This window comes from Flavobacteriales bacterium (genome assembly GCA_020635855.1).
In the GTDB taxonomy this organism is placed as follows: domain Bacteria; phylum Bacteroidota; class Bacteroidia; order JACJYZ01; family JACJYZ01; genus JACJYZ01.
Window position 1 is genome coordinate 128,149 of record JACJYZ010000002.1, and the last position, 26,713, is coordinate 154,861.

A 26,713-nucleotide genomic window follows, 5' to 3' on the forward strand; every position below is an offset into this window, starting at 1 on the left:
ATTACGGAATGTTTGTGTCTGCATCCGGGAATGTCCATTCGTCTGCATACATCCCATATACGTTATCGAGTTCGTGCCGCACCACATATCCTTCGTCTTTGCCCGGGATCTGGTTCAGGTGGTATACATAGGTTTTGATGCCTGCCTGTTGCAGGGCACGGAACAAATCCGGATCCGCGGCAGCCGTTATCCTTGATACCGCCACATGGGTGGCGTGCAGGTTTTTCAACGCGGTGATGTGATCTCCGGGCAGGGCGTACAGTACCTCCTCCGTTACAAGTACCGCACGTATGCCCGTATGTATGCCTTGCTTCACCGCGTCTACGGAGAAGAGTTCCATCATCAGCCTTTTGCGGTCTGTGAATTGTGCGGCGAATGCAACGGGGTCATTGACCTTGTCGGTCACCAGCACGGCATCCGGGTGCTGCCGGAACCATGCGTTGATGGCCTGCATGTCCAGGGGATGGTATTGGCCGTAGATGGGAAAGGACATGAAAGTGGCATGGTCCGGAGGAAGGTCGCCTTTGTATCCCGTGATCTTTCTCCAACCACCCCAATCGTGCGCCGCCACAAACACACCGTCTGAGGTTTGCCGGATGTCGAGCTCGAAAAGGCGGAAACCCGCCCCATAACTTTTGTCAAGCGCTTCCAGCGAATTGGTATACCTGTGACCGTCAATCATGCCGCCGGCATGAGCGATGAACCTTTCTTTGTCAGAAGCCTTGTTCATGATCTCCTGTTTCGTTTGTTGCATGTGAATGTAACGCGGAAATACAAATGCCAGCTGCGCCGTATCCGTGTACTCGCTGATCAGGCCTCCGTACCCGAAGGCAAGATAACATGTGTTGCTTTTCCATCCGGCCAGTTTGGGCAACCCGTTCTTTCTTAGCAGAGAATCGCCTGTTTCCGTATGTGCCCATGTGCTGTCGCCCGCGAGCGCGAAGAACCGCCCTGCTGCAAGTTCCTGTTCGGTCAACCTTATTAAAGCTTCCGCATCGTTCGCCTGGAAATGCCGAACGGTGAACCCATCCGGTTTTTGCACCAACATGTTGATGCCGTTATTCAACCGGTAAGAGGTGTTGCCAAGACAGATTTGTGACGGGAGGGTGGATGGTCGGTAGGGCTTTTTTGCGGCAGCAAGAAAGATGACGTCTTCCCAAGGTTGGGGTTGTTGTAGTGTGTCGCCCTGAAAGGGCCCTGCCGCATAGAAATACTTTTGCAGGGTAAGCAGTTGGTCTTCGCTGAAACGGATCTTATGGTTGAGTTGATTCAGGCAAACATGGGTGCCCCTGCGAAGGGTTGCATGCAACATGCCCTGTTTGTTCTGTACGATGATCTGCCAGTTGTCGGTGGATTGCTTCCACGCATCCCGGGCATGCATGGGAGTGGCTGAGACAAGACGGAAACAGTTGTCGAGCCGGATGCTGAAGGTGGTGTCTTTGTTGCCTGGATTCAGGATGACCGCATCCGCATTTTCCGACCATATGTGCAGGCCTCCGTTGCTTCCCGGTTCAATGTCAATGCCCTTGGCAAACCCCGATACCGTAAGTGAGGTTTCGTTCAGGTCACGGATCGCTTCTTTGTGTCCGGCGATCCATGCGTTGATATCTGCCTGTTGAGTATCATCTTTCAGGAACCGTGCATTGTGGTGAATGCCTGCACCGGCCAGGATCATGCGCGGCAGGTCCAGTTTGCTCAGCACCCCGGAAGGTTTAACGGGTAACAGGTTTGTGTCTGCGTTGGTGATCAGGAACAGTTCCCTGGGTTCCGGGAAATCCTGCACCACACGGGCGGTATACCCCATCATGATGTGATCGGGCAGGATGAATAGGGTGGTGTTGTCCAGCATGTGGTACCTGGCGAGGGTGTCCACCAGGTCTCCGATCCATGCGTCGGTGGCGGCTGCCATGGTTTCAAGCCGGCTCCGCTGGGGTGCAATTCTGCTTTCGATGCGGGAATCATATACGCCGTCCGGAGGGTGGGTGGAGATGGTCGACAGGAACAGTGCAAAGGGTTGCTTGTTTCCGCGGTGTGATTTGATCTCCGCCCCGGCCCAGTCGAACAGGTCTTTGTCGTGCAGTCCCCAGTCACATGCCGGGTAAGCATGCGGACTGTCTTTTTCCGAAAGCACCTTGAATCCGGACGCGGTCAGCAGGTCATCCATCCCGGCGAATTCTTTATGTCCCATCATGTACTTTACATCGTATCCCGCTTTGTGCAACACGTGCCCCAATCCGGTCAGCCGGATGTCGCTGGTTTTTTGAAAGAGTTCGTTGCCCCCATGGTAGAAGAAGGAGGGGAGCCCGTACACCATGGTATAGATGGCGCCTGCCGTCCAGTTGCTGCCGTCGTTCTCCGTCATGTGATAATAGGTCATGTCGGTTGCCAGCTTTCTCAGGTTCGGTGTGAGGTGCGCGAGTTTTTCGGAGAGAAATCCGGCTTCGAAAGATTCCAGTGAGATCACGATTACATTCTGCCCGGCTTCCGCTTTGACGTCTTTCGGCATCACAAAAGTGGCGGGATTCAGGCCTGCATTCCGAAGCGCTTCATCAAAAGGGATGTCGTGGTCCGGCGGTGTTCCCGGGAGTTCGGTCAGTTGCATGGCCATGCCATTGTGACTCAGGCTGAGGCCGACCAGGCTGGCGATGCATGTGAGCCGGATGGGTGTTCCCAGCCTGATCCTGTTGGCCAGGTTGTATAATAAGATGCTTTGCAATGCCACCAGAAGAAGTGCAACGATCCATTCCATAAAAAAGAAGGACGCTGTCATGCGGATGTTCGAAAGATCAAGGTGTACCCAGAAACATTCGTTGATAAAGGAACCTTCCATGTAAAGGGCCGCCCATTGTGCCGTAAGGAAAACCGCACCTGGCGCGGCGATGCACCATTTCCAGCGTTTCGGCAGAAAGGAGGCGATGAGTGCCATGCAACCGGTGGCAATCATCATTTGGAAGACGATATGGAAGGTTTTCATGTCCCGATTCCTTGTCCGTCCAAAAGTAGCTTTTTGACCGGATCGTTGCAGCATACTTATAAATCGACAAAAAAGCCGTTCCTTTGCAAAACTTTTGAAGGGAGAGGGTTTTCTACGCGGTCGGCCAGGGTTGGTCACGGTTGATCACCCGGCCATACAAAGCAAAAGTCCGCTTAGAAGATGATCCGATTTGACGAAATGGGTCTGCGCGAGGAAATCCTTGCCGCCATTACCGACCTGGGTTTTGTTGAACCCACGCCCATCCAGCAAAAAACCATTCCGCATCTGCTTACCCGCGAAGAAGACTTGATTGCCATTGCGCAAACCGGTACAGGGAAAACAGCTGGCTTCGGCTTGCCCGTATTGCAAAACATCAACACCGGTGACCGCGATGTACAGGCCCTCGTGCTGTGTCCCACCCGTGAACTTTGCCTGCAGATCACCCGTGACCTGGAATCGTTCGGGAAACATCTGAAAGGGTTTCATGTGACTGCCGTGTACGGTGGTGCCAGCATGGAAGTGCAGATCAGGTCCCTGAAAAAAAGTCCGCAGGTGGTGGTGGGAACACCCGGTCGTACACTTGATCTCATCAAACGGAAAGTGCTGAAGCTTTCCAATCTCAAGTGGCTGGTATTGGATGAAGCCGATGAAATGTTGTCCATGGGATTCAAGGATGACCTGGATGCCATCCTTGCAACCGCGCCACCGCAACGCCAATCGCTGCTGTTCTCGGCCACCATGCCCAAAGACATTCGCATGCTGGCCGGCAAGTACATGGAAGGTGCCGTTGAGCTGAACGTGAGCAAGGAACACATCAGCACCGAAAATGTGAGTCACGGTTATTACCTCGTGGGTGGCCGCGACCGCTACCTGGCTTTGAAGCGGATCGCAGATATGCACCCGAAGATTTACGCCATCATCTTTTGCCGTACCCGAAGCGAAACCAAAGACATCGCATCCAAACTCAGCCAGGAAGGCTACAACGCGGATGCATTGCACGGTGACCTCAGTCAGGCGCAGCGTGACCATGTGATGGACCGGTTCCGTCAACGTCAGCTTCAGTTGCTCGTTGCCACGGATGTGGCTGCGCGCGGATTGGATGTGACCGACCTCACGCATGTGATCAACTACAACTTGCCCGACGACGATGCCGTGTACATTCACCGGAGCGGCCGTACCGGCAGGGGAGGAAAACGCGGATGGGCCCTGTCCATCATCCATGTGCGTGAGAAAGGCCGGATCAAACATCTTACAAAACTGATCGGTAAACCCATGCAGCAATTGCAGGTGCCGAGTGCAAGAGAGATATGTGAAAAGCAACTCTACAATGTGCTCGACAAGATGGAGAAGGTGGAAGTGAACGAAGAACAGATTGCCGACTTCCTTCCCGCCATTGCATCCAAGTGGGAATGGATGAGCAGGGAAGAACTCATCAAGCGATTTGTTTGGGTGGAGTTCAGTCGTTTCCTTTCCTATTACAAGGATGTGCCCGATAAGCTGCACGAAGTGGGGAATGAAAGAGAAGTGTCACGCGAAGACCGCAAGAAGAAGCAGGGGCGTTTCGATTTTTCTTGGTTCTATCTCAACCTGGGTAGCAAAAACAAGTTGAACCCGGCACGGTTGTTTGCACTTCTGAATCAACACATGCCCACCAAGAACGTGGAGATCGGTCGCATCTCCATCAAGAAAAGCCATGTTTTCTTTGAACTGGACAAGACCCATAAGGATGAAGCGGAAGCAGCATTCAGAAAGGTGCGGTTCCAGGGAGTGCCTCTCCGGCTGGAAGAACTGGCGGCAGATTTTGTTCCACCTGATTTGCATGAATCTTCCGGTAAGCGTTCGTCAAAAGGGGGAGGCAAAAAAGCGGGCAAGCGCAAAGACATGAAAAAGAAAGTGCACAGGAAAGGTCAGTAAATCTCTTTCCGGATGTTCGCTTCGATTTCCATGGCGGCAGGTGTCAGCACCCTTTCCTCCACCCATTTGTGAATGGTGAGATCCTTGATCAATCCTTCCAGGTGACGGACGGTTTTGGCGTAGGATGGGAGTGAGTGAACCTTGTCGTCACAGTTCTTGAGGATCTGTAACACATCTCCCAGTTGCCTTTCTATGTCATCGTGTTCGGCGGCGAACGTGGAGATGGTGTTCTTTTCCATCAGTTCGTAAAGCTCCACCAGGTTGTATTCGTTGTACCCTATATTATATAGGTAGAGGATGTAGGGGAACAGGGATGCTTCCTCTTCTTCGATGTGCTCGAGTATCTCGTCTTTTACTTCTGTGAACCTGCGGTTGACTTCGTCCAGTCTTGAGTCGGGATTCATGGATTCACGAATCATGTCGAAGATGTATTTCTCACCTTCAGGTATGCGCCTGTACCGGTAGTACTGGTGTGTTTTCTGGAGGAAGTCGAGCATGGTGGTCACCGGGAAGGTCCGCAGTTCTTTCTCCGGAAATGCATTGAGGTTGCCATAGGCACTGAGTACGGTAAGCAGGAAGTCGGCGTTCAAACCCACCACGTTGCACGCATCCACAATGGAAAGGCCATACAAACCCTGGTCGATATTGAACCGGCTCAGTACGTCGCGCAGGAACTCGTGTTTTTGCACCAGGTCCTTGATTCGCTCGTCTCGTGCTATGGCTTGCATCTGTTTGGTTATAAGAGGTTGGCCTTTCTACGTTGGGTGAAAGTTACAAAAATCCGGGCATGATGGAAAAGGTGGCCGGATGGCTTTCCATATCCCATGGACGTTTATACTTTTGTACAAACCGAATGCGTATGGATGCTGATCCGATCAAACAGTTCGCGTCGTGGTACCGCGATGCTGAAGCCAGTGTGAAATCAATGCCGGAGGCCGTTTGTCTTTGTACGGCCGATCCCTCCGGTCGGCCGTCGGCAAGGATGGTGCTGATGAAGGGATTCGATGCGGATGGGTTCGTTTTCTTCACCAATTACGAAAGCAGAAAGGCAATGGAGATGATCACCAATCCCCAGGCTTTCCTGTTGTTTTACTGGAAGGAATTGGGCAGGCAGGTACGCATAGAAGGTCCGGTTGAAAGGGTGAGTTCCGAAGAATCGGACGACTACTTCGCTACCCGGCCACGCCAGAGCCAGCTGGGTGCATGGGCCTCCGCACAAAGCCGGCCGATCAAATCCAGGTTCACCCTGTTGCGCAAAGTGGCCTCGGTTGCCGCCCGTTTTGCCAACAAACCGGTGGAGCGTCCGCCTCATTGGGGTGGTTTCAGGTTGCACCCCGACCGGATGGAGTTCTGGCACGACCGCCCCTTTCGGTTACACGACCGCTTTGAATACCGCATGGATCAAGGGGTTTGGAAAATGGAGCGGCTCTCTCCCTAAAACCTTTGGCACAGAGTTTGCGTTTGGGGGAGGTGCAGGAATAAATCCCAAAAAGCAAACCAATGAAAAAAACGCATCTCCTCCGTAACCTCCTTCCCTTTGCTTTGGTGAGTTTGACCATGGTCTCGTGCCAAAAGGAAAAGGACAACGATTATTCTTCCGCCAATGACAATGCCCTGGCCGAGCGCATGTACAGCGACATGGAAAGCATTTCCGACCAGGCAGCCGACGGCAACCTGATCAGTTTCAAAAACGGCATTGATCAAACCATCATGGGCACCTGTGCCACCATCACCCATGATACCACAGTTACCCCGCATGTGCTGACCATTGATTTCGGTACCACCAATTGCACCTGCAACGACGGTCGCAAACGCCGCGGTAAAATACTTGTGAGCTATTCCGGCAGGTACCGCGAACAGGGTTCGGTGCATACCATCACCACCGACGGATATTATGTAGACGATTACAAAGTGGATGGTACCAAGTCGGTCACCAACATGGGCCGCAATGCATCCAACAACCTTTATTATGCCATCAGTGTTGATGGAACCGTGACATCGCCCGACGGAAAAACCGCCACATGGAAGTCTGATCGCGAGCGCGAATGGGTGGCCGGTGAAAGCACACTCATTAACTGGTTGGATGATGAGTATATGATCTCGGGCACAGCCAGCGGTACGGGTGCAAATGGCAAGAATTACAGCGCAAGCATCCTCAAGCCGCTCCACGTGGAACTCGATTGCCGTTGGATCACCAGCGGAAGCTTCGAACTCACACCCGAAGGAAACGATCCCATCACGGCAGATTATGGCAATGGCAATTGTGACAACCAGGCCACTGTTGAGTATCGCGGCAAAGTCTACAACATCGTATTGAGATAAACAGGATTTCTTCTCCCCGGTTCATCGCCCCGCCATTGGCGGGGCTTTTTGTTTCTCTTTGCCGGGAAATGACTAACATTGAAAAAAAATCATGGCGGTAACCATATATTCAAAAGAGGATCAGGCCAAAGGTGCCTTTGACGGAGGCCGTATCCTGGAGAACAAACCTATCGGATTCCCGCAGGATGGTGGTCGAATGAAGCCCGTTTCAGTGCTATTCTACTGGGCGCATGCCTGGAGTCCTGAAGGTGGTTTGATCGGTGAACATCCCCATCGGGGTTTTGAAATTGTATCGTATGTGCTGGAAGGAGAGATCCAGCATTACGACAGCCAGCTGAAAGGATGGAAATCATTGTATGCCGGTGACGCGCAGATCATCCGTGCAGGGAATGGAATCACCCATGCCGAGAAATTGTTGCCCGGATCCGCAATCTTCCAGATCTGGTTTGATCCCGGGCTCGAAGCTTCCATCTCAAGGCCGGCATCCTATAACGATTATCCCAAAACATCATTCCCGGTAACCAACCAGGACGGTGCTACCCACACGAGGGTATGCGGACCTGATGCGCCCATGGATATGAAGACACCAGGTGTTTCCATGGAAGAGATACTCGCGCCCGCCGGATGGCAAACCCGGTTGGAACTGAACGGCCAGGCGGCCGGTATTTTCTTGTTGGCCGGTACCATGAAAGCCGATGGCCAGGTTTGCAATGAAGGTGACTTTATCTTGGCCGGTGACCAGCCTTCCGTATCAGTGGAAACCGATGCTCCGTGCCGGATATTCGTGTTACGGTTTCCTCCACAGGTAGAATACAAGCTCTATAAGGAATTGGTGGCTAGTGCGCAATAGGTGAGAGATTCCCTATTTCCGTGTGTGAATTTTTACCACACCGGATTGTATTAGTTCTATATTTGATCCGTAATCAAACCTTAACATCCATCAAAATCAACATCACAGGTATGGAAACCGCAACCAAAGATGTAAAAAAAGGCCATGAAGCCCTGGTCGAGGAATTCATGGAAAAGGTGCGTGCCCGCAACGGTCACGAGCCTGAATTTCTGCAAGCCGTACATGAAGTGGCCGAGGCCGTTATTCCTTATATGGAAGAAAATCCCAGGTATAAGGATGCCAAGATCCTGGAAAGGATCTGTGAACCCGAGCGCGTGATCATGTTCCGCGTGCCCTGGAAAGACGACAAAGGACAGTTCCATGTCAACCGTGGCTTCCGCATTGAAATGAACAGCGCCATCGGACCTTATAAAGGCGGATTGCGTTTCCATCCTTCCGTGAACCTCAGCATCCTGAAGTTCCTCGCATTCGAACAAGTATTCAAGAACAGCCTGACCACCCTCCCCATGGGCGGAGGTAAAGGTGGTTCGGATTTCGATCCCAAGGGAAAAAGCGACAATGAAGTGATGGCCTTCTGCCAGAGCTTTATGACCGAGTTGTCCCGTCATATAGGTGCCAATACAGACGTTCCAGCCGGTGATATCGGGGTGGGTGGTCGCGAGATCGGTTACCTGTTCGGTCAGTACAAGCGCATTCGCAATGAGTTTACAGGTGTACTCACCGGTAAGTCGCCCAACTGGGGTGGAAGTCTCATCCGCCCTGAAGCAACCGGCTACGGATGTGTGTATTTTGCCGAGCAGATGCTGCAGGTGCACGGTGAGCTCATCAAGGAAAAAAACGTGGTGGTTTCCGGTTCGGGCAACGTGGCCCAGTTCGCTGTTGAGAAAGTACTGGATCTGGGAGGAAAGGTGCTGACCATGTCCGACTCCGAAGGATATATCTACGACAAAAAAGGCATCGATCGCGAAAAACTGGCGTGGATCATGGACCTGAAAAATGTGCGCAGGGGCCGTATCCGCGAATACGCCGACAAGTTCGGCGCCGACTTCATAGCCGGCAAACGCCCGTGGGAAGTGAAGTGCGACATTGCCCTGCCTTGTGCCACCCAGAACGAACTCAACGGTGAAGAAGCGCAGAAGCTGGTAGACCAGGGATGCAAAGCGGTGGCCGAAGGCGCCAACATGCCCTCCACACCTGAAGCGGTGAATGTTTTCCTGAAGAACAAGATCATGTTCGGTCCGGGTAAGGCGGCCAATGCCGGTGGTGTGGCCACATCCGGACTCGAAATGAGCCAGAACTCACTGCGTCTTTCCTGGACACGTGAAGAAGTGGACAGCCGGCTGAAAGCCATCATGGTGAGCATCCATGAAATGTGCGTGAAGTACGGAAAGGACGGCGGATACATCAACTACGTCAAGGGCGCCAACATCGCCGGTTTCGTAAAGGTGGCCGACTCCATGATCGATCAGGGCCTGGTATAGAGAGGTTTTATCGCCTGATAAATTGCTTACTTTTGAGCGGTGGTTGTGTAGCCACCGCTCTTTTTTTACCCCGTATTGTCTCATCGAATAACCCATTGCTTATGTACGGTAAGTTTCAGCAGTTTCTGAAAGATGAACTGGCTTCCATTGAAAAGGCAGGCCTGTATAAAAAGGAAAGAATCATCGCCACACCCCAGGGGGCGGAAATCAAAACCTCCGACGGACGCTCGGTGATCAACTTCTGTGCAAACAACTACCTGGGCCTCTCGTCACACCCGGATGTGATTCAGGCGTCGCATCATACACTGGATAAACGCGGATATGGTATGTCTTCGGTTCGGTTCATATGCGGTACACAAGACGTACATAAGGAACTGGAAGAAAAGGTATCCAAATTCCTGGGTACCGAGGATACCATTCTGTATGCTGCGTGTTTCGATGCCAACGGCGGTGTGTTCGAACCCTTGCTGGGGCCTGAGGACGCACTGATTTCAGATGAACTCAACCACGCATCCATCATTGATGGCGTAAGACTGTGCAAAGCACAACGGTACCGGTACAAGAACAATGACATGGCCGATCTGGAGGAGAAACTGAAAGCAGCCCAGGAACAGCGCTTCCGGATGATCGTGACCGACGGGGTGTTCTCGATGGATGGGTACATTGCCAAACTGGATCAGGTTTGCGATCTGGCAGAAAAGTATGATGCGTTGGTGATGGTGGATGACAGCCATGCCACCGGATTTGTGGGAAAAACCGGACGGGGAACCCATGAACATTGCGGTGTGATGGGGCGGGTAGATATCATCACAAGCACTTTGGGTAAAGCCCTCGGCGGTGCGATGGGCGGATTCACGTCCGGCCGGAAGGAAATTGTGGAACTGCTGCGTCAACGTTCCCGCCCTTACCTTTTCTCAAACTCCCTGGCCCCTTCCATTGCGGGTGCCGCGTCCAGGGTGATGGACCTGCTCAGCGAAACCACGGCATTAAGAGACAAACTGATGGATAATACCGCTTATTTCCGCGCAGGAATGAAAGACGCCGGTTTTGATATCAAGGAAGGCATTCATCCCATCGTTCCCATTATGCTGTATGACGCCAAGGTGGCCCAGCTGTTTGCAGAAAGGCTGCTGGCCGAAGGAATCTATGTGATCGGTTTCTTTTACCCGGTGGTACCCAAAGAACAGGCCCGCATCCGGGTGCAGATATCGGCGGCACACGAAACGCATCATCTGGATCAGGCGATTCAGGCCTTTAGGAAGGTGGGAGAGGAAATCGGGGTTCTCGCAAGGTGAAATCTAAAGGATTTTGTTGCGCGTTCTCTTGTAGCATTAAAAAAAAGGAATTATCTTCGCAGCCCATTTTGTGGACATAGTACAGACAAAGAGTACCTGAAACCTAGCAATAGTGAATACTATAAGCAACAAAACCGTTTCGCTGAACAAAGCAACGGTCAAGAAAGAGTGGTTTGTGATTGATGCCGAAAACGAGGTGCTGGGAAGACTTTCTTCCAAAGTAGCTTTCGTTTTGCGCGGGAAACACAAAACCGGATTCACCCCTCACGTGGACTGCGGTGATCATGTGATTGTGATCAATGCAGAAAAAGTAAAACTGACCGGTAAGAAAATGGAGGACAAGGAGTACATCCGTCACTCCGGCTATCCCGGCGGTCAGAAAATCACCAAGGTGGCAGACATGCTGGATCATAAACCTACCATGGTCATTGAAAAAGCCGTAAGGGGAATGCTTCCTAAGAACAAACTGGGTAACCACATCATCGGCAACCTGCACGTATATGCCGGTTCCGAACATCAGCATGCTGGACAAAACCCACAACCACTGGCCCTGAGCTCAATCAAATAAATATGGATACCATCAACACCATTGGAAGAAGAAAAACCTCCGTCGCCAGGCTCTATCTGAGCGAAGGCGAAGGCGTGTTTTACATCAATAAAAGGGACGGAAACGAATACTTCACCGTTCCCGAGCTTGTGCAAAAAATCAATCAACCCTTCGAACTGACCGAAAGCAAAGGAAAGTACGATGTGGTTGTGAATGTAAAGGGCGGTGGTATCAAAGGACAGGCGGAAGCGATCCGTCTGGCCATCAGCAAGGCCCTTTGTGAAGTGAATCCCGAATTCAGAGCCAAATTGAAGCCCGAGGGTTTGTTGACCCGCGATTCTCGCATGGTTGAGAGAAAGAAATTCGGAAGAAGGAAGGCAAGAAAGAGATTCCAGTTCAGCAAACGTTAAGAAAACCCCCACCATTCCTATGTCAAAACTGACCCAACAGGAACTTCTGGATGCAGGCGCACACTTCGGTCACCTGAAACGCAAGTGGAACCCAAAGATGGCACCGTTCATCTTTATGGAAAAGAACGGCATCCACATTATCGACCTGAACAAGACCATCGCAAAGACGGAAGTTGCCAAGTCGGCCCTGAAACAAATGGCCAAATCCGGCAAGAAAATCCTGTTCGTTGCAACCAAGAAGCAAGCCAAATCCGCCGTTGCAGACCTGGTGAAAGAAGTGAACATGCCTTACGTGACCGAACGCTGGCCCGGTGGTATGCTTACCAACTTCGCCACCATCCGCAAGTCCATCCGCAAGCTTACTTCCATCGAGCGGATGAAGACCGACGGAACATACGATAACATTTCCAAGAGAGAGCGCCTTCAACTGGAGCGCCAGAAAGAAAAGCTGACGAAGGAACTCGGTAGCATTTCCGACCTGACCCGCCTGCCCGCCGCCTTGTTCGTGGTGGATATCATGCGCGAGCACATTGCAGTGCAGGAAGCCAAAAAGCTGAACATCCCTACGTTCGCTATCGTGGATACCAACTCGGATCCGACCGAAGTGGATTTCCCGATCCCCGCAAACGATGACGCCGCCAAATCCATCACCCTGATTGTCGAATCCGTGGTTGAGTCGATCAAGGAAGGTCTTGCAGAGCGTAAGAAAGACAAGGAAAAGGAAGCTGTGGTTGCAGAGAAAGAAACCGGTGCCGATAAGGGAAAAGGCAAGATCGCTAAGAAAGCAGCTCCCAAAGCCGAAAAAGAAGAAAAAGACGCAGAGCCGAAAGCCGCTGGTGATGTGGCTAAGGTAGAAGGCGAAGAATAATTTCAGTACCCCACAAGTTATGTCACAAATTACCGCTTCAGATGTAAACAAACTGCGCCAGCAAACCGGTGCAGGTATGATGGATTGCAAGAATGCACTCACCGAAGCCGGTGGGGATTTTCAAAAAGCCATTGAAATCCTTCGCAAAAAAGGACAGAAAATTGCTGACAAGCGTTCCGATCGTGAAGCCAATGAAGGTTATGTGGTTGCCAAGACCGATGCCAACGAAAAGAAAGGTATCCTGATCGCATTGAACTGTGAGACCGATTTTGTGGCCAAGAACCAGGACTTCATCGACCTCGCCAATTCCATCGCTGAAACCGCACTGGCCCACAATGTGAAAAGCATTGATGAACTGAAGCAACTGGAATCGAACGGCAAAACCATTGAAGCGAACATTACCGACGAAATGGGCAAGATCGGTGAGAAACTCGAAATCACCGCTTTCGAACAGATCAATTCCGAAAGGGTTGTGGCCTACAACCACCCCGGTAACAAGCTAGCTACCCTCGTGGGCGTAAACATCGCTGACGGAGATGCCGTGAGCAAAGTGGCACGTGAAGTGGCCATGCAGGTAGCTGCCATGAACCCCGTCGCCCTGGATAAAGAAGATGTAAGCGCTGAAACGATTGAACAGGAACTGGAGATCGCCAGAGAACTGGCACGTAAGGAAGGTAAGCCGGAAGACATGCTGGATAAGATCGCACAGGGCAAACTCAACAAGTTCTACAAGGAGAGCACGCTGCTGAACCAGGACTTCGTTCGCGACACCAAGAAAACCGTACGGCAATACCTCGGAGAGGTGAACAAAGACCTATCCGTCAGCGCCTTCAGGCGTGTCGGCCTCGGCATCTAAGAAATATTTGAAAAGAGAGATTCAGTTCTCTCTTTTTTTTTGCACCAACTTATTCGCACACATACATGAAATACAAAAGGGTACTGTTAAAATTGAGTGGAGAAGCCCTCATGGGCCAGAAGAGTTTCGGCATTGATAACACCAGGCTGAACCAGTATGCATCCGAGATCAGATCGGTGGTTGAACTGGGTGTTGAACTGGCCGTTGTAGTGGGGGGAGGAAATATTTTCCGCGGTATCGAAGCTTCCAAAGGCGGCATTGACCGCGTACATGCCGATTACATGGGCATGCTGGCCACAGTCATCAATGGAATGGCACTTCAATCAGCCCTGGAATCAATCGGTTTACAAACCCGGCTGCTTTCTGCCATTAAAATGGAACAGATCTGCGAGCCCTTTATCCGTCGCCGCGCCGTACGTCACCTTGAAAAAGGTCGGGTGGTTATCTTCGGAGCCGGCACAGGTAATCCCTATTTCACCACGGATACGGCGGCTACCCTGCGTGCCATCGAGATCGAAGCAGACATCATCCTGAAAGGCACACGCGTTGACGGTGTGTATACCGCCGATCCGGAGAAGGATGCAACCGCTACACGGTATGATAAGGTAACCTTTGCAGAGGTGTATGAAAAGGAACTCAACGTGATGGACATGACGGCTTTTACGCTGTGCAATGAGAACAAACTGCCCATCATCGTGTTCGATATCAATGCCCCCGGAAACCTCTCAAGGATTGTTCAGGGCGAATCGGTGGGTACACTGGTTGAGTTTTGATCGCCCCACCGGCCGATCCCCAGATTTTATTATTTTTGAGCAAATCATTTGCACATCACCATGACTCCGGAATTAAAAGCCTGCATCGAAAATGCGAAAAAACAAATGGCGAGATCCATCGACCATCTGGAAGCCGAACTTCTGAAAATACGTGCAGGAAGGGCCAATGCCACCATGCTCGATAGTGTGCATGTGGATTATTACGGCACCAGCACCCCGTTGAGTCAGGTGGCCAATGTATCCGCACCGGATCCCAAAACACTGACCATTCAGCCCTGGGAAAAATCCATGATCGAACCCATTGAAAAGGCCATCCGCGAATCCAACCTGGGCTTCAATCCGCAGAATGATGGAGCCCTGGTGCGCATCAGCATCCCGCCACTCACGGAAGAGCGTCGGGTGGAATTGGTGAAGAAGACCAAATCGGAAGGCGAAAACGGAAAAGTGAGCCTGAGAAACATCCGCAGAGAAGCCAATGATGCCATCAAAGGCATGGTGAAGAACGGACTAGCGGAAGACCTGGCCAAAGATGCCGAGCATGAAATTCAGCAGCTGACCGATCAGTTCTCACGCAAGATCGATGGCCACCTCGAACAGAAGGAAAAGGAGATCATGACCGTCTGAGGTCACCCCCAAACTTTTGTGCCCTCCGAGCAGTTTTTACAGATATCAATTTCCGAGCGTGAAGAGAACAGGCTTCTGCGGAAGTTCTGGTAGGCAGCTCCGTTCCAGATCTCACTGAATGAGTTTTCCTGAAGACTACCCATGTTGTGGGTGGCGTCCTTGTCGAAGCAGCATGGTACCACACGCCCGTCCCAGGTGATCACACAACTGTGCCACATACGCCAGCACTGATCGTCAAGGCTGTTCTTGACAGCATACTTACCATCGGCAAGCTTGCGGTATCTTGAATATTTGTCCTGATCCGGAATCAGCGGATTGCCGTTTTCAAAATCATACACCTGGGCGGTTTTCAATCGCAAATCATCCACTCCGATTTCTTTGGCCAGTTGACGAATGACCGGGATCTCGTGCTCGTTCGGTTTCACCACCAGGAATTGGAAAAAGGTATAGGGAGTTTGGGAGCGAAGCTTTTTCTTCCACTTGATGATGTTGCGGCTTCCTTCCAGTACTTTTTCCAGCGAACCCTCTCGCCTGTAAGATTCATACGATGTCTGTGTGGTGCCGTCAATGGAGATGATCAGCCTGTCTAATCCGGATTCCACGGTACGACGTGCATGTTCATCATCAAGGAAATGGGCATTGGTGGAGGTAGCTGTGTATATGTTTCGTTGGGATGCCATTTGCACCAATTCCAGGAAATCCGGGTTCAGGTAAGGCTCCCCCTGGAAATACAAGGTCATGTATGCAACGTGAGAAGATACATCGTCGAGCACCTTCCGGAACAGATCTGTCTGAAGTCTGCCGGTTGGACGGGAGAAGGATCTGAGCCCTGACGGGCATTCAGGGCATCGCAGGTTGCATGCTGTGGTTGGCTCGAATGAAAGGCTGACAGGAAGCGCCGGATGGATCGGGTTCTTGGTTGTCCGTGCCTGTTTAAAACTACGGTATACCTTCACGGCATTGCGAAGGCGTGGCCCGTTGAAACGGGTCAGGATGTTCAATGAATCACGAGTTGCTGCAATACTTGCCATAAGCCGTTACCGGAAGATTCCCTTGCTGTTCCAGATGATCTCCTTCATCTTGTTCTTCATCGCATCGGCTGTCATCAGCACCATGTCTCCGTCGTTCGGAAACGGCACAGGATGATGCTGGACTTTCTCCTGACTTTCTTTTGACAATGCCCTTTTATCGCCCACAAATTTCGCAGATGCATTTTCGAATACCGATTCAACGGAGAAGGGCTCTGTTTTGATCAATTGCCCGGTTGCGGTTTCAACAAAGTTCAGGTGGCCGGTAATGATGGCAGCCTTGGATTGCAACAATTCAAGCACCATGCAATGCACATTCACGTACTTGTCTTCCTTGATGTCATTGCCCAGGCTGTCTTTCATTACATTCCCGTTGGCGTCCAGTTTGTACTTCCAACCGTCCTTGATCCGGGCTTTTTCTTCCCGTTGAATTTCCTTTTCCTTTTCCGGAGAAACATCAATGTTGTTGATCAGTAACTGGATCTTGTAGTCGTATTTCAGATCTCCCGTAGGCTTTACGTGGTAGTTGATCCAGGGGCCGTTCAGTTCTGAAAGACTGATCCTGCGCAGTTCCTGGTCATAACTCTGGGGAAGAATCACCTGGCTTTTGTTGTCGATGGATAACAACACATATGACATGCCCGCATTCTTGGATTGCTGCAGCAGTGCGTTCACGTCTTTATAATCGGCGTAGAATCCTTTGATCTGGTTGAACTCATTCCATGCCTGACGGGCTTCTTCCTTGGTGCCGGAATCCAATAGCTTCTTGCCGTGCGTGTAAAGGTATTCGGCAGCTTTTCGCTTGGTTTCCGCCAGTTCGTCGTCGTAGTTCACCGACTTGAACCCGATGGCATCTTTGGGATAGTTCTGTAACGTGGCCACCTGGCTTTGGCGCGACTTTAAACGGTTGTAGCGGTCGAACATCTCATTCCACCGTTCCGGGCTTCCCTCGGTTTGCAGGTAGGAAATGCGATCCAGGTCGATCTGGTTGGCATTCCGGTAAGCTTCCCGCAATACATCAATTTCCTTCTGTTTTTCCGGATGCTTCCTTAGTTTCTGTACCGATTTCCGCACAGCCATTTCGTAGTTGCCGTGGGTCAGGTATTTTTTGGATGTGGTGCACGCGGTGACCAGAAACAGTGCACCAATGAAGATGTAAAGTGTTCGGTTCATCATGTTTTTATATCAATCAGGGCAAATTTTACACCAAAGTTAAAACCCTGGAGAAGACCGGCCTCGGATTGGTTTGACTCAATATCGGAGTCTAAAGTAATCAACATTTGGAAGGAATAATGAACAGGCTCACCAGATTGAATTGTCAGGCCTGGAAATAGTTGCTACTTTGTACGCAATTAGGTGAAAAGTAACTCATTGAAACTATTTTGCTTCAATTCAGTAAAATAGGGGAATTTTTGAAAATCAACCTGTCCGTGCAAAACAAAATCCTCTTGTTTAAACGTTTCCGGGCATTTCTGCCCATTCTTTTACTTGGTCTTTATCTGATTCCGGTTGAGGCAACCGGTCAAGTACGATTCTGGGTGGGAGGTACCGGGAACTGGCAGGATCAGCAGCATTGGTCGATGGTTTCAGGTGGCAGGGGAGGAGCGTCGCTTCCTAGCCGATTCGACGATGTGGTGTTTGATGATAAATCCTTTACTCAGGATGGTGAGCAAGTGGTGGTCGAAGGTGTGGCAAGTTGTGCGTCATTCGTATGGCGCGATCGCAAGCACAAGGCCATTCTGAGCGGCGATTCCAAATCAACATTGAAGATATACGGCGGGCTTCAACTCTCCGAATCCCTGGTCAATCAATACAACGGAGGTGTCAGCTTCTACAATGCGAACTACGCAAAGCTTGATTCCAAACCGGCCGGGTCTTCATTCAAAGGAAAAACAGATTATATCCCGGCTGCTTTTTCCGCAGGCCCGGGTGGAAATTCACCGGATTCGGTTTGTCCGCTTACTGTGGTGATGTCTTATACCGCACCCAGTTGTAATGGATATAAAAATGGTGTTGTGCGGGTGGATTCGGTGATCGGGGAGACAGGTCCTTTGACTTATCAATGGTTGTACGATGGTTCAACAGCCGACTCCCTGACCGGACTCGGACCCGGAACCTATACGGTAAAGGTGACAGACCTGGGCGTCACTCCCAATTGTCAGACTTTTGCATCAAAAGGATTTATTGATCCGGCTGAACTGGTGATCTTCGCCACCCCCCCACCGGAAGATGCCACTTGTTTCGGTGTTTGTGACGGTGAAGGTTCTGTGACTGCTATCGATGGCACGTCTCCTTATTCCTATTTGTGGAGCAGTGGTTGTACCATGTCAACATGCACCGGGCTTTGCGCGGCTGATTATACAATTACCGTAACTGATGCGAATGGATGTAATGACCAGATTGGCATTACCATTTCACAACCGGGACTTATGGCTGCCAACGGTGGCAAAAGCAACATCAGTTGTTCCGGAGCATGTGATGGATATGCCTATGTAATCCCCTCCGGAGGCACCACCCCTTACACTTTTGTGTGGAGTGATGCAACCACCAACGACACATTGTTTAACCTTTGTCCCGGCGCCTATAACGTGACGGTGACAGACAAGAACGGTTGCCAGGATATTGCCAGCCTGAACATTTCCGAACCATTGCCCCTTACAACCACGCCACATTCCACCAATGTTTCCTGCGGTGGTTTGTGTGACGGTGGTGCAGGTGTTGATGTTCAAGATGGAACAGCACCATATACATACGTCTGGGCGCCCGGCGGTGAAACAACCGATACCATCTCCTCCCTTTGCCTGGGTGCTTACAGCGTAACGGTGACAGACAACAACGGATGTACTTCCGTTGAAAACTACAACATCTCGGAACCTCCGGTTCTGACCGCCAGCATTACCGATACCACCCATGTGGCATGCTTCAGCAACTGCTCCGGTATAGCTATCGTCACCCCGGCCGGAGGAACGCCACCCTTTACCTACTTATGGAGCAATGCGGCCACCGACTCCACGGCTTCCAGCCTCTGCGTGGGAAACTATGACGTTACCATTACCGATAACAATGGTTGCCAAACCACCGCGTCGGTTACCATTACACAACCCAGCAACCTGACAGCCAGCACCACACCAACCAATGCATCGTGTAACGGTACATGTAACGGACAGGCAATTGCGAATCCGTCCGGAGGCACGTCTCCCTATACCTACCTGTGGAGCAACGGTAAAACAACCGCAACCGTTACAGGGTTATGTGCAGGCAACTTCACCGTGACGGTGACAGACAACAACGGTTGTACCACAACTGCCACCGCGGGTATCGCTCAGCCTACCGCACTTACGGGTGGTGTAACCGCATCTACGGACGCCACTTGCGGTGGAAGTTGCAATGGTACCGCCACCATGACAGTGGCCGGAGGCACCATGCCATATACTTATCTCTGGTCGGATGGTCAGACGACTGCCACAGCCACCGGCCTTTGTGCTGCCGGGTATACGGTAACTGCTACCGATAACAATGGATGTACCGTTACGGGCAACATCACCATCAACGAACCGAGTGTACTTACCGCCAACATCACCGCCAGTACAAACCTTGCTTGCTACAATGTATGCACCGGAACCGCCACGGTGCTGGGCGGCGGTGGTACCCTGCCCTATACCTACCTGTGGACCAATGGCCAAACCACCGCCAATGCGAACAACCTCTGCAGTGGCAACAATGCAGTTACAGTTACAGATTCCAAAGGATGTACGGCAAGTACGTCTGTAAACCTGACCGAACCAGCCGTCTATTCCACCGTGATGTCCAAAACAGATCCGGGTTGCGGAGGTGCTTGCGACGGAACAGCCACCACCACCCCGTCCGGTGGTACACCCGGATATACCTATAACTGGAGTTCAGGATGCACAACAGGTACGTGTACCGGTTTATGCTCAGGATGGTATCACGTGACCGTGACCGATAACAATTCCTGTACGATTGTAGACAGCATCCAGGTACCAGTTACGCCCATCCCGGCAATGGATTCAAGTGTGGTGTCGGTCAGTTGTAATGGTGTTTGCGACGGTTCGGGAACCTTCACCGCTTCCGCCGGAACTGCACCGTATGACTATTTATGGAGCACCGGATGCACAACAGGAACATGCACCGGATTGTGTTCAGGCGGATATACTGTGACCGTTACTGATGCCACAGGTTGTACGGTTTCAGCAACACTTACTGTGCCGGGGCTCAACATTGTTGATCCGAATGAAACGGTTACCAACGCCCAGTGTAATGCAATCTGTGACGGTAGCATCATACTTGCTCCATCCGGCGGGGCTGCCCCTTACTCATATGTCTGGAGCAATGCCTGTACCGGCACAAATTGCACAGGCCTTTGTCCGGGTTCGTACGGGGTAACGGTAACCGACAAAAACGGATGTACATCCAACAACAATTTCACCATCGGAGTAACTAACCCTGTTACCGTGGTTGCTTCTTCCACGGAAGCCAGCTGTAACAGTGCATGCAATGGATCCGTAACCGCAACGCCTTCCGGTGGTACACCTCCCTATAACTATTCATGGAGTTCAGGATGCACTACCGCCACCTGCACGGGTGTATGCGCGGGCACCTACACGGTGACGGTGACCGGTGCCGTGGGTTGTAACAGCACCCAAACAATAACGGTAACCGAACCTACACTTCTGACCAATTCATTTTCCGGCCATACCGATGTTACCTGTTTTGGCCAATGCGATGGAGGCATTACCGCAGGCGGTTCCGGTGGTAAATCGCCGTATACCTATACCTGGTCCAGCGGAGCAACCACCGCAACACTTACGGGGTTGTGCGCCAATACCTATTATCTCACCGTAACCGATGTCAATGCTTGTGAAGTGCTGGATACGGTTGTGATTGATTCACCTGCCAACCTGCTTGCCAATGAAGGTTCAGTGAATTCCTCATGCGCAAGTGCAGATGGTACCGTTTCTTCCGCACCCACCGGGGGAACTTCTCCTTACACATACAATTGGAGCAACGGTTGTACCCAGGCAACATGTACAGGCGTCTCGGCAGGATCTTATGACCTGACGGTGACCGATGCCGCAGGTTGTAATACAACAGCCAACGTTGTGGTGAACGATAACGGTGGACCTACCGGAGAGGCGTTCATTTCCGTGGCGCCAAGTTGTAACGGCTCCTGCAACGGACAACTCACCGTAACCCCCATCGGTGGAACGGCACCCTATACCTACGTGTGGAGCAATGGTAAAACCGCCAATGCCATCACCGGACTTTGCGCGGGGAATTATTTTGTGACGATGACCGATAACAACGGTTGCAGCCGCATTGCATCATCATTGCTGAGTGATCCTCCACCGATCTCAGCTTCCATTACCGATACCACCCATGTGTCCTGTAACGGTTTGTGCGATGGTGTAGCCATTGTTACGCCGGGTGGCGGTACCACACCCTATACCTATGTGTGGAGCAATGGTCAAACAGATTCCACCGCCACAGGTCTTTGTGCCGGGCTTGTGAATGTCACCGTAACCGATGCGAAAAGCTGCCAGACGGTGGCTGCATTGACCATCACTGAACCGACCCTGCTTACCACATCCATCACGGATACCACCCACATATCATGCAACGGCAATTGTGATGGTGATGCAACGGTTACGCCTTCAGGTGGTATGCCGCCATATACGTATCTCTGGGGCAATGCCCAAACCAATGGCACCGCCACCGGTCTTTGCGCCGGAGCCATATCGGTAACAGTTACTGATGCCAATGGTTGCCAGAATGTGGAGAGCGTAACCATCACCGAACCCTTGGTGTTAACTGCAGCAGTGGTAGTAATAGTCGATGCTACTTGCAATGGGGATTGCGACGGAAGGATGCAGGCGACCGGCTCCGGTGGATTAACACCGTATAGCTATCTATGGACGAACGGCCAAACCACCAGAACTGCCACCGGTCTGTGTGCAGGTGCCATGGATGTGACCATTACCGATGCCAACGGCTGTACCGCCACGGCAGGAGATGTGATCAGTGAACCTACACTTCTCACCATGGCCCTGTCCGGTGCCTCACAAAATGCCTGCTATGGAGAATGCAGCGGAATCGCCAGCTTCGCACCCTCCGGCGGAACACCGCCTTACACTTACCTCTGGTCCGGTAGTCAAACCGATTCGATTGCGACCGGATTGTGTGCAGGGTCTTATACGTTGACCATCACTGATGCCAACGGATGTAATGTGATTGATAGCACGACCATTACCGAGCCAACCGTGTTTGCAGTAGATTCCGGTGTGGTGAATGCAGCTTGCGGATCCTGTAACGGGATAGGGATTGCACTTCCTACGGGAGGTGTTTCACCGTATAGCTATGCCTGGTCCAATGGCTGTACTTCGGGCACCTGCACCGGCCTTTGTGTAGGCTCGTTTAATGTTACTGTTACTGATAACAATGGCTGTACAGCCACTACGTTGGTGCTTGTATCCAATACAAACGGACCCAACAACAGCGGCGCCGCGATCACCAACGTATCCTGTAACGGGCTTTGCAATGGACAGATCGCATTGAGCCCGTCTGGCGGACAACCACCCTATACCTATGTGTGGGATGATCCGGGTAGCCAGACCGGTGCTACCGCTACAGGCCTGTGTGCGGGAACGGTGAGCGTTTCCATTACCGATAATAAAGGATGTACACTGCCGGTGATTCTGACCGTTACCCAGCCCACGGTGCTGGCTGCTTCCTTCACCGACTCAACCGAGGTGGATTGTAACGGGAACTGCACTGGTTCGGCTACCATCACACCCTCCGGCGGAACGGCCCCCTACACTTATCTATGGGATGATCCTTCTGCTCAAACCGATTCTATTGCGACCGGACTGTGTGCCGGCACATTTGGTGTAACCGTAACAGATGCCAAGGGCTGTCAGACCACAGGATCCATTGATATCACCGAGCCACCGTCACTGATTCCGTCTATCAGTGCCTCCAGCAACCTGCAGTGCAATGGCGTTTGTGTCGGTACGGCTTCACCAGGTGCATTCGGCGGAACACCTCCCTATGGTTTCTCCTGGAGCAACGGTACAACCGATTCAGTTGCTACCGGGCTCTGCGCCGGCGTATTTACGGTAACCATCACCGATGCCAACGGGTGTGCGGGAATCGATAGTGTGACCATTTCCGAGCCTTCAGTGATTACAGGAAACCCAAGTACGAGCGCGGCTACATGCGGGGTATGCGATGGTTCGATTACACTCGCGCCCAGCGGCGGAACCCCCGGTTATACATATCAATGGGACGATGCGTCATCACAAACATCGGCGACTGCCACCGGTTTGTGCGCAGCGATTTATAACGTGACCATCACAGATATCAACGGATGTACATCTACAAAATCTGTGGTACTGAACAACAACGGTGGCCCGACAGGTGCCGGTGAAACGGTAACGGATGCAACCTGTAACGGAAATTGTGACGGTCAGGTGGCGCTGACGCCTGCAGGCGGAAACCCACCCTATCTCTACCTGTGGAACGATGCTGCCAGTCATACCACATCTTCCATCACCGGTCTTTGCGCTGGTACCTATAACGTAACCGTATCGGATGCATTGGGCTGTATCCTGCCCGTTCAGGTAACCGTATCGGAAGCCAGCCTGCTGGCAATCAACTTCAGCGGTTCAACCCAGGTTGATTGTAACGGCAACTGTAACGGCACAGCAATCGCAGCCGGAAGCGGAGGAACACCTCCGTTTACCTTCCTTTGGAACAATGGTCAAACCGATTCGATCGCCACGGGTCTCTGTGCCGGTAAACACACCGTTACAGTTACGGATGCCAATACATGTACATCCGTTGATAGCATCACCATCACCGAACCGGTGGTTCTGGCAGCAACCATCACCGATACCACCCACCTGAGTTGTAACGGTGGTTGCATCGGCACGGCAACAGTTACACCTTCGGGCGGCACGGCACCCTTTACCTATGTATGGAGCGATGCACAAACCGATTCAACTGCCACCGGCTTGTGTGCACAAGGGTACACGGTTACGGTTACAGATGTCAACGGTTGTACAACAATGGCAAATGTTACCATTGTTCAGCCCCTTGACCTGAGCACAACCTCGTCAACCATCGGATCCAGTTGTGGTGCGTGCGATGGAAGCGCAACGGTAACACCCGCAGGAGGTACTGCTCCCTATGCCTATTTGTGGGATGATATATCGGCGCAAACCAATTCAACCGCCACCGGTTTGTGTGCCGGTACTTATAAGGTAACCGTTACCGATGCAGCAGGATGTACCGCACAGGATACGATTTTACTTATTGATAACGGCGGTCCGACGGATGCAGGCGAGACTGTTACCAACATCACCTGCTCCGGCAACTGTGATGGAGAGATCCTGTTGAGTCCGACAGGCGGCAACGCACCGTATACTTACTTGTGGAACAGCGGAGAAACCACCATAGGCATTACCGGTTTGTGTTCAGGGAATTACATCGTATCCATCACCGATGCCCTGGGTTGTGTGTTGCCGGTATCGATCAATGTAATTCAGCCTTCGTTGCTGACCGCGTCGTTTACAGATTCCACCTACATCAACTGCTTCGGGAACTGTACCGGTATGGCCACGATCACGCCGGCCGGCGGTACTGCACCTTATAGCTACTTGTGGACGGACGGGCAGACCGATAGTGCTGCAACCGGACTGTGCGCCATGGTGCACAGTGTAACCGTTACCGATGCCGGTGGTTGTACATTTGTGGATAGCATCTCCTTGTTACAGCCCAACCAACTGATCGCTGATATCACCGATTCGATAATGATCTCGTGCAACGGTGTATGCATCGGTTCCGGAACCGTGACACCCAGCGGTGGAACATCTCCCTATACCTACCTCTGGAACGATGGTCAGACCGATTCAATCGCCACCGGTTTGTGTGCGGGTGTATACAAAGTCACTGTCACAGACGCGATGGGTTGTACATCGGAAGATTCCCTGTTGATCTTTGAACCCGCTGTCATCCTTGCCAATTCATCCAGCATCGATGCAACTTGTGGTGTTTGCGACGGTGTGGTGATCGTTTCACCTACAGGCGGTACACCTGGGTATACCTATCTCTGGAGTGATGCGCTGAGCCAGACCACGGATTCTGCCAAAGCCCTTTGTTCGGGAATTTATACCGTTACAATTACTGATGCACTCGGATGTACCCTGGTAGAGAAGGTTCCCCTGAGTGATGCCGGTGGCCCTTCAGTGGATACCGTACAGGTGCAGAATGTAGGATGCAATGGCGCTTGCTCAGGCGGCGCTACCGTGGTGGTGAGCGGAGGATTGCCCCCGTACACATACCTGTGGGATGATGCATCTTCACAAACCACTGCAACCGCCACAGGGCTTTGTAAGGGTACCTATTTCGTCATCGTAACGGATGCCAATGGTTGTAAAGTGATTCCGCAGGCTGATGTAAGTGAAACCACGGTTCTTACAGGTGTATTCCTGGATACCAGCCATGTAAGCTGCTACCAGGATTGCGATGGATCGGTCCGTTACGCGATGACGGGCGGTTCGCCTCCATACACATTCAGCTGGTCAAACGGACAAACCGATTCGGTGGCTACAGGCCTCTGTGCCGGAACTTATAAAATTACCGTGACGGATTCCAAAACATGCATGGGTGTTGATTCCGTGACCATCACCGAACCGGGAGCAATTACCCTGAGTGTGACTGCCATTCCGAATGTGGTATGTCTCGGAGATTCTGCTGTTCTCACTGCTGTTGCATCCGGAGGAGCCGGCGGATTTACTTATATCTGGAATGATGCCCTGTCATCAACAGCTCCCAGCATCGTGGTATCCCCACTGGATACTTTCTTCTATCAGGTAACCGTGACCGATGCCAACGGCTGTCAGATCGGTGATGGCGACAGCGTAGCCGTGATTTCACCGGGGCAACCGACGTTGCCGGCGGATACAGGTATTTGTCGCGGAGATTCGTTGTTGCTGATCGGACAAATCGACGGGCCGGGAAGCTATTTGTGGACCACCACGGGCAATGGTGTCTTCTTGCCGGATTCCGTGTCACCCAATGTCATCTATTTGCCGGATAGCACCGATAGTAACATCGAGATTTATCTTTCTGCGGTGGGTGCCTGCCAGAACATCACCGATACCATGAAAGTATCGGTTGGAATCAAGGCCATCGTAACGGTAAGTATTGACCAGGAGGTTCCGATCGGAACCAAGTATGTGACGGTTTCCGGAACCATTGTGAATGCCACATCGGGTGTGTGGACCAGCAACGGTACCGGAATATTCAGCCCTAGCGATCAATTCCTCAACCCGACCTACTATCCAAGTACCAAGGATTATGACCTGGATTCACTGGTGCTGACACTCACCAGCTCAGGTGCCAACGGTTGTGCCATGGCGTCGGATTCGGTGGTGATCAAGTTCATTGAAGTGACAATCCCGAACGTGTTCACGCCTTATCCCGAATCGCCCGGATACAATGACGTGTTCTTTATCCGGGGCCTGCCACAGGGTGCGAGCCTGGAGGTATTCAACCGATGGGGTATCAAGGTGTTCCAGAGTGACTATTACAGGAACGACTGGGATGCGGAGGGCGTGAAGGGTGATACCTATTACTATATCCTTACGTGGGGAGATAAATACTGGAAAGGGTATGTTCAGGTGATCAAAAAGGATTACCGGTAATCATTCCCTGATCAAAAGCTAAAGGCCCGGACCTCAATGGTGCGGGC

Annotated in this window: 17 protein-coding genes; 13 read left to right on the forward strand and 4 right to left on the reverse strand. The window is 51.8% G+C overall.

Features of this window, described 5'->3' with window-relative positions; genetic code table 11:
* Position 1 precedes the first annotated feature (1 nt).
* Positions 2 to 2,974, reverse strand: coding sequence for a sulfatase-like hydrolase/transferase (locus tag H6585_00525; GenBank protein MCB9446810.1), 2,973 nt, complete (start codon positions 2,972 to 2,974; stop codon positions 2 to 4).
* Between the two features lie 180 nt (positions 2,975 to 3,154).
* On the opposite strand from H6585_00525, the gene H6585_00530 reads away from it, so the two are divergent.
* Positions 3,155 to 4,888: a DEAD/DEAH box helicase gene (locus H6585_00530; GenBank protein ID MCB9446811.1), complete on the forward strand. Its 1,734-nt coding sequence runs from the start codon at positions 3,155 to 3,157 to the stop codon at positions 4,886 to 4,888.
* Here H6585_00530 and H6585_00535 read toward each other — a convergent pair.
* Positions 4,882 to 5,616 carry a hemerythrin domain-containing protein gene (locus H6585_00535; GenBank protein MCB9446812.1) on the reverse strand — a complete coding sequence of 245 codons (735 nt, stop codon included), beginning with the start codon at positions 5,614 to 5,616 and terminating at the stop codon, positions 4,882 to 4,884. The two genes, H6585_00530 and H6585_00535, sit on opposite strands and share 7 nt — an antisense overlap.
* A 125-nt stretch (positions 5,617 to 5,741) precedes the next feature.
* On the opposite strand from H6585_00535, the gene pdxH reads away from it, so the two are divergent.
* The 11 genes from pdxH to frr all read left to right on the forward strand — a co-directional run bounded on the left by pdxH (position 5,742) and on the right by frr (position 14,914).
* On the forward strand, positions 5,742 to 6,326 hold the full coding sequence (gene pdxH, locus H6585_00540; protein ID MCB9446813.1) for a pyridoxamine 5'-phosphate oxidase: 585 nt from the start codon (positions 5,742 to 5,744) through the stop codon (positions 6,324 to 6,326).
* Between the two features lie 62 nt (positions 6,327 to 6,388).
* Positions 6,389 to 7,210 carry a hypothetical protein gene (locus H6585_00545; protein ID MCB9446814.1) on the forward strand — a complete coding sequence of 274 codons (822 nt, stop codon included), beginning with the start codon at positions 6,389 to 6,391 and terminating at the stop codon, positions 7,208 to 7,210.
* A 91-nt stretch (positions 7,211 to 7,301) separates the two neighbouring features.
* Entirely contained in the window at positions 7,302 to 8,060 is a 759-nt protein-coding gene (locus H6585_00550; protein ID MCB9446815.1) for a pirin family protein, read from the forward strand.
* A gap of 110 nt (positions 8,061 to 8,170) precedes the next feature.
* A complete protein-coding gene (gene gdhA / locus H6585_00555) occupies positions 8,171 to 9,541 on the forward strand; it encodes an NADP-specific glutamate dehydrogenase (protein ID MCB9446816.1) in 1,371 nt (456 codons plus the stop codon).
* A 101-nt stretch (positions 9,542 to 9,642) separates the two neighbouring features.
* Entirely contained in the window at positions 9,643 to 10,836 is a 1,194-nt protein-coding gene (gene kbl, locus H6585_00560; protein ID MCB9446817.1) for a glycine C-acetyltransferase, read from the forward strand.
* A gap of 112 nt (positions 10,837 to 10,948) precedes the next feature.
* Positions 10,949 to 11,404 (forward strand): 50S ribosomal protein L13, encoded by a 456-nt coding sequence (gene rplM / locus H6585_00565; protein MCB9446818.1) that lies wholly within the window; start codon positions 10,949 to 10,951, stop codon positions 11,402 to 11,404.
* Positions 11,405 to 11,406: 2 nt separating this feature from the next.
* Entirely contained in the window at positions 11,407 to 11,793 is a 387-nt protein-coding gene (rpsI, locus tag H6585_00570; GenBank protein ID MCB9446819.1) for a 30S ribosomal protein S9, read from the forward strand.
* Between the two features lie 19 nt (positions 11,794 to 11,812).
* A complete protein-coding gene (rpsB, locus tag H6585_00575; GenBank protein ID MCB9446820.1) occupies positions 11,813 to 12,661 on the forward strand; it encodes a 30S ribosomal protein S2 in 849 nt (282 codons plus the stop codon).
* Positions 12,662 to 12,680: 19 nt separating this feature from the next.
* On the forward strand, positions 12,681 to 13,517 hold the full coding sequence (locus H6585_00580; protein ID MCB9446821.1) for an elongation factor Ts: 837 nt from the start codon (positions 12,681 to 12,683) through the stop codon (positions 13,515 to 13,517).
* Positions 13,518 to 13,582: 65 nt separating this feature from the next.
* On the forward strand, positions 13,583 to 14,290 hold the full coding sequence (locus tag H6585_00585; GenBank protein ID MCB9446822.1) for a UMP kinase: 708 nt from the start codon (positions 13,583 to 13,585) through the stop codon (positions 14,288 to 14,290).
* Positions 14,291 to 14,350: 60 nt separating this feature from the next.
* The gene (gene frr, locus H6585_00590) at positions 14,351 to 14,914 is read left to right on the forward strand and encodes a ribosome recycling factor (GenBank protein MCB9446823.1); all 564 of its coding nucleotides are present in this window, start codon (positions 14,351 to 14,353) and stop codon (positions 14,912 to 14,914) included.
* A 2-nt stretch (positions 14,915 to 14,916) separates the two neighbouring features.
* Here frr and H6585_00595 read toward each other — a convergent pair whose 3' ends face one another.
* Positions 14,917 to 15,945: an SPASM domain-containing protein gene (locus tag H6585_00595; GenBank protein ID MCB9446824.1), complete on the reverse strand. Its 1,029-nt coding sequence runs from the start codon at positions 15,943 to 15,945 to the stop codon at positions 14,917 to 14,919.
* Positions 15,946 to 15,951: 6 nt separating this feature from the next.
* On the reverse strand, positions 15,952 to 17,118 hold the full coding sequence (locus H6585_00600; GenBank protein ID MCB9446825.1) for a hypothetical protein: 1,167 nt from the start codon (positions 17,116 to 17,118) through the stop codon (positions 15,952 to 15,954).
* 254 nt (positions 17,119 to 17,372) lie between these two features.
* Between H6585_00600 and H6585_00605 the strand changes: the two genes are divergently transcribed.
* Complete coding sequence (locus H6585_00605) at positions 17,373 to 26,666, forward strand: gliding motility-associated C-terminal domain-containing protein (GenBank protein MCB9446826.1); 9,294 nt, start codon at positions 17,373 to 17,375, stop codon at positions 26,664 to 26,666.
* The last annotated feature ends 47 nt before the right edge of the window (positions 26,667 to 26,713 follow it).

Excerpts from the sequence above, each read along its gene's own strand:
- H6585_00525 (MCB9446810.1), bottom strand. The coding sequence starts at position 2,974 with ATGAAAACCTTCCATATCGTCTTCCAAATGATGATTGCCACCGGTTGC.
- H6585_00530 (MCB9446811.1), top strand. The coding sequence starts at position 3,155 with ATGATCCGATTTGACGAAATGGGTCTGCGCGAGGAAATCCTTGCCGCC.
- H6585_00535 (MCB9446812.1), bottom strand. The coding sequence starts at position 5,616 with ATGCAAGCCATAGCACGAGACGAGCGAATCAAGGACCTGGTGCAAAAA.
- pdxH (MCB9446813.1), top strand. The coding sequence starts at position 5,742 with ATGCGTATGGATGCTGATCCGATCAAACAGTTCGCGTCGTGGTACCGC.
- H6585_00545 (MCB9446814.1), top strand. The coding sequence starts at position 6,389 with ATGAAAAAAACGCATCTCCTCCGTAACCTCCTTCCCTTTGCTTTGGTG.
- H6585_00550 (MCB9446815.1), top strand. The coding sequence starts at position 7,302 with ATGGCGGTAACCATATATTCAAAAGAGGATCAGGCCAAAGGTGCCTTT.
- gdhA (MCB9446816.1), top strand. The coding sequence starts at position 8,171 with ATGGAAACCGCAACCAAAGATGTAAAAAAAGGCCATGAAGCCCTGGTC.
- kbl (MCB9446817.1), top strand. The coding sequence starts at position 9,643 with ATGTACGGTAAGTTTCAGCAGTTTCTGAAAGATGAACTGGCTTCCATT.
- rpsI (MCB9446819.1), top strand. The coding sequence starts at position 11,407 with ATGGATACCATCAACACCATTGGAAGAAGAAAAACCTCCGTCGCCAGG.
- rpsB (MCB9446820.1), top strand. The coding sequence starts at position 11,813 with ATGTCAAAACTGACCCAACAGGAACTTCTGGATGCAGGCGCACACTTC.
- H6585_00580 (MCB9446821.1), top strand. The coding sequence starts at position 12,681 with ATGTCACAAATTACCGCTTCAGATGTAAACAAACTGCGCCAGCAAACC.
- H6585_00585 (MCB9446822.1), top strand. The coding sequence starts at position 13,583 with ATGAAATACAAAAGGGTACTGTTAAAATTGAGTGGAGAAGCCCTCATG.
- frr (MCB9446823.1), top strand. The coding sequence starts at position 14,351 with ATGACTCCGGAATTAAAAGCCTGCATCGAAAATGCGAAAAAACAAATG.
- H6585_00595 (MCB9446824.1), bottom strand. The coding sequence starts at position 15,945 with ATGGCAAGTATTGCAGCAACTCGTGATTCATTGAACATCCTGACCCGT.
- H6585_00600 (MCB9446825.1), bottom strand. The coding sequence starts at position 17,118 with ATGATGAACCGAACACTTTACATCTTCATTGGTGCACTGTTTCTGGTC.